The sequence below is a fragment of the Acidobacteriota bacterium genome (assembly GCA_016196035.1).
Lineage (GTDB): Bacteria > Acidobacteriota > Blastocatellia > RBC074 > RBC074 > JACPYM01.
Genome location: JACPYM010000110.1, coordinates 26602 through 38429, shown reverse-complemented (window position 1 = coordinate 38429; position 11828 = coordinate 26602). Strand labels below are relative to the sequence as shown.

Genomic DNA, 11828 nt, shown 5'->3' with positions numbered 1-11828 from the left:
AGGAGAAAACGCATGACTTCTCGAACGGCAGCGCAAAGGGTTTTGCTCGTATGTTTGTATCTGCTTGCTACCGCATCTTTGGCCGAGGAGCGGGTAATCCCTCGGCTCTTTGCGGATGAGGCCGCCGCAGCGGTTCAAAGCCCCAAAGTCACTCCGTTGATAACCAAAGACTTGACCGGGGTTGCGGGCAAGGAAGCAATGATGCTGACCGTCGAATATGCGCCGGGCGCTTCGTCCAGCAAGCATCGGCATAACGCGCATACCTTTGTCTATGTACTGGAAGGTTCCATCGTGATGCAGGTCGCAAGCGGGAAAGAGATGACCTTAGGGCCGGGGCAGACGTTTTATGAATCGCCTGACGATGTCCACGTTGTTTCCAAGAATGCGAGTAACTCCCAGCCCGCCAAGTTTCTGGTCTTTTTTGTAAAGGACAAAGGTGCTCCGGCCTCTACCCCGGTGCAATAAGGTAACTGGCCTTGCGCTTTGTGGATGGCAGAAAATCGTATGACCAAAAGCCTGATCTTCATCTTGGCATTCGTTGTCACTGCGCTGGCGCAGCAACCTGTGACGCCTGGGCAACCTGGAAATCAGGCCGCACGACAACAGCCCGCGATGCGCCCCATCCCACCCGTTGGCGTGGAAGTGCCTGCACCAGATCGCACCGAACTCGAAAACGGCTTGAAGCGCTTAAAAGTCGCAATGGACAAGCTCAACCAGCATCCACTCTGGCCCGACGTCGCGATTTATCACGAAGCGGTGCGCTACGCGCTGCAATACAACGAATTTTTTAAGCTGGAAGAAGTCTTCAAAGCCAAACTACTGTTGCAACACGGCGAAGAGCGTGCCCGGCAACTGTCCGAAGGCAAAGCACCCTGGACAACAGCGACCGGTTTGGTCGTGCGTGGTTATGTTTCTAAAATTGACAAAAGCGTGCAACCCTATGGCCTGGTGATTCCGGCTTCGTTTACGCCAAATGCGCCGCAACGTTGGCGGCTGGATACCTGGTTTCACGGACGCGGCGAAACGCTCAGCGAAGTCAATTTTCTAAGCGAACGCGAAACAAGGATGGGCGAGTTCACGCCGCGCGACACCTTCGTCGTGCATCTTTACGGGCGCTTTTGCAACGCCAACAAATTCGCGGGCGAAGTGGATTTGTTCGAGACGCTCGATAAGGTCAAGCAGCAATACCGCATTGACGAAAACCGCATCCTCGTGCGCGGGTTCTCGATGGGCGGCGCTTCGACGTGGCAGTTTGGGACGCACTATCCAGGGCTGTGGGCGGCGATTGCACCGGGCGCGGGTTTTAGCGAGTCGGCCCAATTTCTCAAGCTCAAACTCGATGGCCCGGACGCGCCGCCTTGGTGGGAACAGAAGCTCTTTCATCTTTATGACGCGACCGATTATGCGGTGAACCTGTTCAACACGCCGGTGGTTGCCTATAACGGCGAAATAGACGGGCAGAAGCAGGCCGCCGATATGATGGAAAAGGCAATGGACGCCGAAGGCTTGCGGCTGAGGCGTGTCGTCGGGCCTAAGACAGGGCATAGCTATCATCCCGATTCCAAAGTCGAGCTTGACCGCATCTTGGATGCCATCGCCGAACGGGGGCGTGACCCATATCCGCGCAAGCTCCAATTTACGACATGGACGCTGGCTTACAACCAGATGAAATGGGCGACGATTGATGCGCTGGGCCAGCATTGGGAGCGGGCGCGTTTGAACGCCGAACTGGTTGGTGACAACGGCATCAATGTCGAGACCGCCAACGTCGCGGCCTTCACGTTTGAAATGGGGCCGGGCGGTTGCGCGCTGGATGGCACGCGCAAACCTGTGGTCACAATTGACGGACAAAAGCTCACGGTTGCTGGGCTGATGTCAGACCGTTCGTGGCGCGTGCACTTCCGCAAGACTGGCAATCAATGGGCGGTGGCGGATGCGCCAGTTGTCGCAGGATTGCACAAAGTCCACGGCTTGCAGGGGCCGGTTGATGACGCCTTTCTGGATAGCTTTGTGTTTGTCACGCCGACGGCGCCGCCGCTTGCGCCCGGTGTGGCGAAGTGGGTCGAGCGCGAACAGCAACGCGCGATCACCGAATGGCGGCGGCATTTTCGGGGCGATGCGCAAGTCCGCAAAGATGCTGAAATCACTGACGCCGACATCGCCGCCAGCAATCTGATTCTCTGGGGTGATCCGGGCAGCAATAAGATTCTGGCGCGCATTGCCGATAAGCTGCCGCTCAAGTGGACGGCGGAAAGCATCGTGGTCGGAAGTAATCGCTACGCCGCCAGTACGCACGCGCCAATTTTGATTTTCCCGAATCCGCTGAATCCGAAAAAGTACATTGTGTTGAACAGCGGTTTTACCTTTCGCGAATTCGATTATCTGAACAATGCGCGGCAAATCCCAAAGCTGCCGGATTTCGCGGTGGTGGATACGACGACACCGCCCGATTGGCGTTATCCGGGCAAGCTTGTGCTGGCTGGGTTTTTCAAAGAGGATTGGACCCTTTAAGGTTGTACAGCAGGCTGCCAGCCTGCTGTGACTTAGGCGAGTGGCGGAGTGACAGTGACTGCGCCTTGCACCAGAACTTCAGCAGGCTAGCAGCCCGCTGTACAAATTTCGTAAGAGCAAGATGAAGAAGAAGCATTTGCAACTGGGAATCGTGATCTTGTTTGGCGTTGGCTTAACGGTGCTGTTTGGCAACGTGGTCTCGCAAGCTCAACGGGCGGGCATGACAGATTTGGCGGCGCAAAAGGCCCAAAAAGAGCTGGTCGAAGATTACTGTGTGAGCTGCCACAATCAGAAAAGCAAGGCGGCGAGCCTCGTGTTGGAAGGCCTGGATTTCGACCGTGTCGCCAGCAATGCCGAAGTCTGGGAAAAGGTTTTGCGCAAAGTCCGCACCGGCCAGATGCCGCCCGCCAAAGCACCCAAACCCGATGCGCACGAATCCGCCGCGTTCGTCAGTTGGCTGGAAGGCGCGTTGGATCGGGCCGCGCGCGTTAATCCGAATCCAGGACGTCCGGCAATGCATCGCTTGAATCGTTCGGAATACAGCAATGCGATTCGTGATTTGCTGGCCGTGGACATCAAGCCGGGTCAGGCCTTGCCTGTGGATGATTCCGGCTATGGCTTTGACAACATTGGCGAAGTGCTCACGCTCTCGCCCGCGCTGCTCGAAAAATATCTGTCGGTGGCGCGTCGTGTCAGCCGTTTAGCTGTCGGCGACAGTAAGTTAAAGCCGACCGAAGAGCGCTACTATCCGCGCCGCAACAGCCGCAACGAAAAGGTCAGCGATGAGCTGCCGTTTTTCACGCGCGGCGGCTTGGCGTTTCAGCATTACTTCCCGCTGGATGGCGAATACCTGATCCGCGTCAAAACGCCGTCGAATGGCGAGACGGGCGAACCGGCGCGCTACTTTGAGCATCGCCTGACGGTGAAAGCGGGCTTGCGCAACGTCGGCGCGGCGTATCCGCGTGAGAGCGCCAAGGCCGAACCGGCGATTCCGGGGCCGCGCCGTTTTGGTGGCCCGCCGCCCGCAACTGGCGGCGCGGTGCCGACCCAGCCGCTGGATTTGCGCTTGGACGGCGTGCGCATCAAACGCTTCGACATTCCCGAAACGACGACCGTCGAGATGGTCATCATCAATGGCCCTTACAATGTTGCCGGTCGAGGCGAGACCGCCAGCCGCGCCAAGATTTTTGTTTGTCAGCCTGCTTCGCCAAACGAAGAGACCGCCTGCGCGAAAAAGATTCTGGCAAACCTCACGCGCCGCGCTTTCCGGCGTCCGGTGACCGAGGGCGATGTGACGCCCTTGCTGGCGTTTTATGAACGTGGCCGCAAGGACGGCGATTTTGAAGACGGCATCCAGCGTGCGCTCGAAGCTATGCTGGTCGCGCCCGATTTCCTGTTGCGCGTCGAAAGCGATCCGCGCGGCAGTGGCGCAGTGGGCGCGGTCTATCGGCTGAACGACATCGAACTTGCCTCGCGCCTTTCCTTCTTTTTGTGGAGCAGCATTCCCGACGACGAACTGTTGGCGCTGGCCGAGCAGGGCAAGCTGAAAACACCGTTGGTCTTGCAACAACAGGTGCGTCGGTTGCTTGATGATCCCCGCTCGCAGGCGTTCGTCAGCAACTTCGGCGGGCAATGGCTGCAATTGCGCAACCTCGACACGATCACGCCTGACCCCGAAGTCTATCCAAATTTTGACGACAGTTTGCGCCAGGGCTTCCGCCGCGAGACCGAGTTGTTTTTTGAAAGCGTGTTGCGCGAAAACCGCAGCGTATTTGAGTTGCTCGATGCCGATTACACCTATCTGAATCAGCGGCTGGCAGAGCATTACGGCATCCGGGGTGTCTATGGCCCACAATTCCGCCGCGTGGCGTTGAATGAAACACAGCGCGCCAATCGCGGCGGCCTGTTGGGGCAGGGCAGTCTTTTGACCGTAACCTCATACCCCAACCGCACGTCAGTCGTACAGCGGGGCAAATGGATTTTGGAAAACCTGTTGGGTGCACCGCCGCCCGCGCCGCCCGCCAACGTGCCTGATTTGAAAGCGAAGGGGAAAGATGGGCGCTTGTTGAATGCGCGCGAGCAGTTGGATTTGCACCGTGCCGATCCGATTTGCGCTTCGTGTCACGCGCGCATGGATCCCATCGGCTTCGCACTCGAAAATTACGACGGCATTGGCAAATGGCGAATGAAAGACGCCGGCCAACCGATTGACGCTTCGGGCAAGTTGCCGGACGGGACGACCTTCAACGGCCCGGCGGAATTGAAACAGATTTTGTTGAAGAGCCACCGCGATGAATTCGTTTCGACAGTGATCGAAAAGATGCTGACGTATGGTTTGGGGCGCGGCCTGGAAGCTTACGATGCGCCGACCGTGCGCGCGATCATGCGCGAGACGGCCAAAGACAATTACCGGTTGCCCGCGCTGATTAGCGCGATCATTACTAGCAAACCGTTCCAGATGCGTAGCCAGTTGGCGAGTCAACCAAAAGAGGCAAGTCAGATTGGTCAATTAAGCCGGACAGAGAGGAAATAAACTTCATGATCATCACGAAAAAAGCTTTGCCGCGCCGCACGTTTCTGCGCGGGATGGGTGTGACGCTGGCGTTGCCCTTGTTGGACGCGATGACGCCCGCAATGTCGGCCAGTGCGAAACCAACGGTGCGCTTGGGATTCGTTTACGTACCCAACGGCATCATCATGGACAAGTGGACGCCGCTGACCGAAGGTGCCGATTTCAAATTCATGCCGACGATGAAGCCGCTGGAAAAATTCCGCGAACACGTGCTGGTCTTCAGCGGTTTGGCGCAAGTCCAGGGCCGCGCGCTCGGCGATGGCGCGGGCGACCACGCGCGCGCAGGGGCGACGTGGCTGACCGGCGCGCATCCCAAAAAATCCGAGATCAGCTTGTATGCCGGCATTTCCGCCGATCAGGTGGCGGCGCAGGCCCTGAGCCAGTACACGCAATTCGGCTCGCTTGAACTCGGCATCGAATCGAATCAACTCGCGGGCAATTGCGACAGCGGTTATAGCTGCGCCTATACCAACACCATTGCCTGGCGCAGCCCGACGACGCCGCTGCCCATCGAGAACAATCCGCGCGCGATCTTCGAGCGCATGTTCGGCGAAGGCGACAGCACCGACGCCGCATCGCGGTTGGCCCTGCTCGAATCGCAACGCTCGATCCTCGATTACGTCAACAGCGGCATCCAACGGCTCAGCGGCAAAGTCGGCGCGAGCGACCGCACCAAACTGAGCGAATACACCGACGCCATCCGCGACATCGAGCGCCGCATTCAAAAAGCCGAACAGCAGAACGCCACGATGAAGCTGCCGGTGATGGAACGACCCACCGCCGTGCCCGACGAATTTGAAGACCACGTGCGGCTGGTGATGGATTTGCAAGTGCTCGCCTGGCAGAGCGATCTGACCCGCGTCATCACCCTGATGATGGCGCGCGAAGGCAGCAATCGCCCCTACCGCAACATCGGCATTGCCGACGGCCATCACAACATCACGCATCATCAAAACGACGCCGAAAAGATCGCCAAGATCACCAAGATCAACGAAGTCCACGTCAAACTATTCGGCTACCTCTTGGACAAACTGAAAGCGACGCCCGATGGCAGCAGCAACCTGCTCGAAAATTCGCTGCTCGTCTATGGCAGCAGCATCAGCGACGGCAATCTGCACACGCACCACGACCTGCCCATCGTCTTGGCGGGCGGCGGCGGCGGTCAGGTCAAAGGCAATCGTCACGTGATGTATCCGAAAGAAACGCCGCTGAACAACCTGTTGCTGAGCATGCTGGATAAAGCAGGCGTGCAAGCGGATAAGCTTGGTGATAGCACGGGCAAGTTGGATTGCTTGGCTTGAGTTTTACCCTGGGTACGCACCGCTTCCAGCGTGCAGACGTGGCAAAAGACGCAATTAAAACCGAAGTACGAACTGCCAAGACTGCACGCTGGAAGCGGTGCGTACCCAGGTCGGGTCCAATCTTTCCAGTGTTTCATGACCATTCGCAAAACGCATCGAGTGCTGGGGCTGGTGATGTTGCTGCCATTATTTGGCTGGGCTATCACCGGCCTCGTGTTCTTTCTGAAACCCGGTTACGAAGGCGCGTATGAGTTATTGCAACTCAAGACGTATCCGCTGGAACAGCCGGTTGCAGTAACCCCGAACCCGTCGTGGCAAGAGTTTCGATACACAAAAACGATTCTGGGAAATCACCTGCTCGTGCGTACAGCGCAAGGCTGGCAGCAGCTTGATCCAGCTACGTTAGTGTCGCGCGCGAAACCTAGCGAGGAAGATGTCCGCAGGTTGTTGCAAGACGCTTTTACGGCGAATCCAAACCGTTACGGAGCGGTGGCCGCCATCAACGGCGCAACGATCACGACCAGCACGAACGTCAAAATCACCTTTGACTGGAATCGGATGAGCGTGCAGCAACGCGGGCCGGATACGGATCGAATAGATCGGCTTTACAAAATCCATTATCTGCAATGGACGGGCGTAAAGTGGCTGGATAAGTTGCTCGGGCTGGCAGGTCTGGCGTTGTTGGTTGTGCTGAGTGTCTTGGGTTTGATGCTGGCCTTCAATTTCAGAGTCACAAGGGCAAAGTAATTGCTCAGACGGCGCTTTAGCTGAATTGAGCTACGATGAAGCGAGAGAATCCAATGAACATAAAGTTCTGGTTGCAAAGTAGCGGCGCGTTGTTGCTGGCTGCGGCACTCTGTTTTGCCAACGGTATTGCCAGCCTGCTGGATGCCGTCAAACGCCGCGATCACAAGGCGCTAACCGCGCTGCTCAAAGCCAAAGCCGACGTGAACGCCGCGCAACCCGATGGGGCGACGGCGCTGGCCTGGGCGATTTACCTGGATGATCAGGTGGCGGCGGATCTGTTATTGGCGGCTGGCGCGAAGGTCAACACGGCGGATGAATACGGCGAAACGCCGCTCACGCTGGCTTGCAACAATGGCAATCTGGTACTGATCAAAAAGCTGGTCGCCGCAGGTGCGGATGTCAAAGCGGCGCGTTGGGACGGCAGCACGGCCTTGATGCTAGCAGCGAATTCGGGCAATGCCGAAGCGGTCAGCTTGCTCATCGAAAAGGGCGCAGAGGTCAACGCCGCTGAAAATAAGAAAGGCCAGACGGCGCTGATGTGGGCTGCCTCCGAGGGCCATTCAGACGCCGTGCGCGTGTTGATCGAACACGGCGCGAACATCAAGGCTGTTTCCAAAACCGGCTACACGGCGCTGGCCTTTGCGGTAAGCAAAGACGATGCGGTTGCGGTCAAGGCGTTGCTGGCCGCCGGGGCCGATGCGAATGGGAAGCTACCGGATGGTTCGTCCATGCTGATTGCGGCAGCGGCCTTTCGCAGCGTGGCGGCGGCCGGCGTGCTGATTGATGGTGGCGCAGATGTCAAAGTCGCTGATCGGCGCGGCAATACGCCGTTGCATACGGCGGCGCAATTGGGCGATCTGGAACTCGTGAAAAAATTATTGGCCAAAGGTGCTGATCCGAACGCCCGCAATGCCAAGACTCCGGCGGGACAGCAGATGCGCGGGCCTTTCCGTTTGCCGCCCGGCGAAGTTACGCCGTTGCATGTGGCCGCCAAAGCGAATCAATTGGACATCGTCAAAGCCTTGCTCGCGGCGGGCACCGATCCGAAAATCAATGCCGAAGACGGCACGACGCTGCTGATGCAAGCGGCGGGCAGCACCAATGTCGAACTCGTCAAGCTGGCGTTTGAATTGGGGGCTGATCCCAAGGCGATGACCGACAGCAAGAATTCGGTGATGCACGCGACGGTGACGGGTGTTGGGCCAACTGCCGACCAAAAGGAAATCTGCAAGGTGATCCGCTATCTGGCGGAAAAGGGCGCGCCGCTTGATGAACGCAACGCGACGGGCCGGACGCCGATTGATGTGGCCGACTTCCTGCCGCTCGATCAGGCCGTAGAACTGCTCACGGAACTCATCATCAAATCCGGCGCGAAACCCAAGACGCCAAGCAAACGCTGAGACCTGTGGCAGCCAGCATTCTCCATTCTGCCTTCTGCATTCATAGGTAGGTGAGCAGTGTTTCTATCTTTGCCTACGAATGGAGAAGGCAGAATGGAGAATATAGCGAGCGTAAGGCCGTACTTGTTGCGGTATGCTTGCTCAGTTGATCCGACCCGCGTAAGCTTCCCTTCAATCCGACCGCTCACAACAGAAACAATCGCAAATCTCGGCAGCAAGGTTTTGCTGACCGATCTTGGTGTGGAAATGACTGGTTCAGTTTGGAAGTTTGTTGGTTTGATTTGCGCCGTCGCGGGCGCGCTGGCTTGCCAGGTGTCGCCGCGTGAAGATGTCGCTGCGGCTGTCGCGCAACCAATCGGCGCGCCGGTTGAAATCAACGCGCCGCGCGGCTTGCCGCCGCTGCCCGCTGAGCAACGTCCGACAGCAGACGCCGTCGCGTTGGGCCGCCGTCTCTTTCACGATCCGCAACTTTCCGGCGATAACACGGTCTCGTGTGCCAGTTGCCACCGGCCCGACCTGCATTTCACCGATGGCTTGTCGGTGGCGGCAGGTGTCGGCAAGCAACGCGGGCCGCGCAATACGCCGACGGTGTTGAATGCGGCGTATCAACCGGCGCAATTTTGGGATGGACGCGCGGCGAGTTTGGAAGAACAAGCTGGCGGGCCGATTGCCAACCCCAAAGAGATGAACATGCCGCACGCCGATTGTGTGACCAAGCTCAATGCCAGCGCGGACTATCGCGCCGAATTCGCCAAAGTGTTTGGCCCGGGCGCCATCACGATGCCCAAGCTGAAGCTGGCGCTTGCCAGCTACGAACGCACGCTGCTCAGCGGCAATTCACCATTTGATCGCTATCAGTATGGCAGCGATAAAACGGCGCTCAATGCCTCTGCTGTGCGTGGTCTGGCGGTATTTTCAGACAAGCAGCGCGGCAATTGCGCGGCTTGTCATTTGATTGGCGAGCAGTCGGCCTTGTTCACGGACGGCAAATTTCACAATCTGGGCACGGGGATGAATGCGCAAGGGGAACTCAGCGATCAAGGCCGTTTTGCGCACACGCACGTTGAAGCCGAACGAGGTGCATTTCGCACACCGAGTTTACGCAACGTCGCGAAAACCGCGCCTTACATGCACGACGGCAGTTTGAAGACGCTCAAAGACGTGCTGGATTTTTACATCGGCGGCGGCAGTTCAAACCCGCAACTCGACCCGCAGATCAAACCGCTCACGCTGACCGCGCAGGAACGCAGCGATCTGCTGGCCTTTTTGGAAGCGTTGACTGGCGAGGCTCCCACGAATGCGGGGCCGCCGGGTAAGGAATGATGATGACAATGAAAACTCGACTCTGGCTGGTCTGTCTTTGCGCCGTTTTGTTGGCGGCCTGCTCCAGCAAGCCACAGCCCGCAAACCAAGCCAGCCCAACACCCGCCGCGCCCGTCTGGTTCAAAGTGGATGCCGCGACGGCGGGCACGATCACCGGCAAAGTTGTTTACACGGGTAAGAAGCCGCTCGCCAAACCGGTGAAGATGGACAATGCGCCGGAATGCGCGCTGCTGCACGATACGCCAGTGCTCGATGAAAAGATCGCGGCCAGCAAAGAGGGCGCGCTCGCCAACGCGTTTGTGTATATCAAGCAGGGGCTGGAGGGGAAACAGTTCGAACCGCCTGCCGCGCCCGCCGTCATTGATCAAAAGGGCTGTTGGTTCGGCCCGCACGTGCTCGGCCTTCAGGTTGGGCAAACGCTGAAGGTGACGAATTCCGATCCGCTGACGCACAACATTCACCCGCTGCCGGAACACAACCGCGACTGGAACCAGAGCCAGCCGCCCAATGCCGAACCCTTTGAACGCCGCTTCACGCAACCCGAAGTCATGATTCGTGTGAAGTGCAACATTCACGGTTGGATGTATGCCTGGATCGGCGTCGTCGCACATCCTTATTTCGCGGTGACGGGCGCGGACGGCGCGTTTGTATTGCGCAACGTGCCGCCGGGCAACTACACGCTCGAAGTCTGGCAGGAAGAATTGGGGCGGCAGGAACAACCAATCACGCTGGCGGCGTCTGGCAAAAGCGAAGTCGCCTTTAACTTGAAATAAGCTTGGCAGCCGCAATTCGGGCTGAAGAAAGAGTGCATGAAAATGAAAAACGCAGGTTGTCTCGTGGTGACTTGTCTTGCGCTGATGGCGGCGGGGTGTTCATCCAATGATTCGAAGACGGCAGTGAACACACAAACCTCCGGGCAGTCGGTGACCCAAACATCGGGTCAAGCGGCTACGCATTCGATGGCAACGAACAAACCGCTGCCCGAATGGAAAAGCGGCTTTCGTGTTTTCGTGACCAACGAAACTTCGGGCGATCTCAGCATCATTGATGGCATGACGCTTGAAGTGTTGGCGCACGTGCCGTTGGGCAAACGCCCGCGCGGCATTCACGCCAGCCCGGATGGCAAGACGATTTATGTGGCGCTGAGCGGTTCGCCTATCGCGCCGCCGGGCGTGGATGAGAGCAAACTGCCGCCACCGGACAAGAGCGCCGACGGCATCGGCGTGTTTGATGTCGCGCAAAACAAATTGGTGCGCATGTTGCCGGGCGGTTCCGATCCTGAGAATTTCGACCTCAGCCGTGACGGCAAGACGATCTATGTTTCCAACGAAGACGCCGCCGGGGTCAGCTTCATTGATGTGCTGAGCGGAAAATTGCTGCAAACGGTTCACACGGGCGAAGAGCCGGAGGGCGTGACGCTTGCGCCCAACGGCAAGCTGGTCTATTCGACTTCGGAAGCCGACAGCGCCGTCGCCGTGATTGATGTCGCCACGCGCAAGCTGCTCAAGAGCATCAAGGTGGGCCGCCGCCCGCGCAATGTCGTCTTTCTGCCCGATGGCAAACACGCGTATGTGAACGCCGAAAATGACGGCACGCTGGCGTTGCTCGACACGGTCAAGAACGTCAAGCTGCAAGACATCCCACTCGGCAAAGCGGGCGAGGTTAAACCGATGGGCCTGGCGCTGGCGCCCGATGCCAAACAGCTTTTTGTCAGCACGGGCCGGGGACGCAAAGTCTTCGTGATAGACACCGCCACCAATCAACCGACCGCTTCGTTTGAGGTGGGACAGCGCCCCTGGGGCATCGCCATCGCGCCCGATGGCAAAACGCTTTTCACGGCGAATGGCCCTTCCAACGATGTGTCGGTGGTTGATGTCGCCACACAATCCGTGCTCAAAAAGATCAAAACGACGGGCAGCTCGTGGGGCGTGCTGATCCTTGGACGCTAGGCCAAGGCAGCCTCTCAAGCATTTC

At 58.2% G+C, this 11828-nt stretch carries 9 protein-coding genes; all 9 read left to right on the top strand.

The features are described from left to right. The first annotated feature begins 12 nt into the window (after positions 1-12). The 9 genes from HY011_31310 (at position 13) to HY011_31270 (ending at position 11803) form a co-directional block, all read left to right on the top strand. On the top strand, positions 13-465 hold the full coding sequence (locus tag HY011_31310; GenBank protein ID MBI3427438.1) for a cupin domain-containing protein: 453 nt from the start codon (positions 13-15) through the stop codon (positions 463-465). A 39-nt stretch (positions 466-504) separates the two neighbouring features. Further along, on the top strand, positions 505-2511 hold the full coding sequence (locus HY011_31305) for a prolyl oligopeptidase family serine peptidase (protein ID MBI3427437.1): 2007 nt from the start codon (positions 505-507) through the stop codon (positions 2509-2511). Between the two features lie 121 nt (positions 2512-2632). Continuing rightward, complete coding sequence (locus tag HY011_31300) at positions 2633-5044, top strand: DUF1592 domain-containing protein (GenBank protein MBI3427436.1); 2412 nt, start codon at positions 2633-2635, stop codon at positions 5042-5044. A 5-nt stretch (positions 5045-5049) separates the two neighbouring features. Further along, positions 5050-6384: a DUF1552 domain-containing protein gene (locus HY011_31295; GenBank protein ID MBI3427435.1), complete on the top strand. Its 1335-nt coding sequence runs from the start codon at positions 5050-5052 to the stop codon at positions 6382-6384. A gap of 135 nt (positions 6385-6519) precedes the next feature. Next, positions 6520-7131, top strand: coding sequence for a PepSY domain-containing protein (locus HY011_31290; protein MBI3427434.1), 612 nt, complete (start codon positions 6520-6522; stop codon positions 7129-7131). 53 nt (positions 7132-7184) lie between these two features. Next, a complete protein-coding gene (locus tag HY011_31285) occupies positions 7185-8531 on the top strand; it encodes an ankyrin repeat domain-containing protein (GenBank protein MBI3427433.1) in 1347 nt (448 codons plus the stop codon). Between the two features lie 246 nt (positions 8532-8777). Further along, a complete protein-coding gene (locus HY011_31280) occupies positions 8778-9854 on the top strand; it encodes a c-type cytochrome (protein MBI3427432.1) in 1077 nt (358 codons plus the stop codon). Positions 9855-9862: 8 nt separating this feature from the next. After that, complete coding sequence (locus tag HY011_31275; protein MBI3427431.1) at positions 9863-10627, top strand: carboxypeptidase regulatory-like domain-containing protein; 765 nt, start codon at positions 9863-9865, stop codon at positions 10625-10627. A 186-nt stretch (positions 10628-10813) separates the two neighbouring features. Continuing rightward, complete coding sequence (locus HY011_31270) at positions 10814-11803, top strand: beta-propeller fold lactonase family protein (GenBank protein MBI3427430.1); 990 nt, start codon at positions 10814-10816, stop codon at positions 11801-11803. Positions 11804-11828 lie beyond the last annotated feature (25 nt).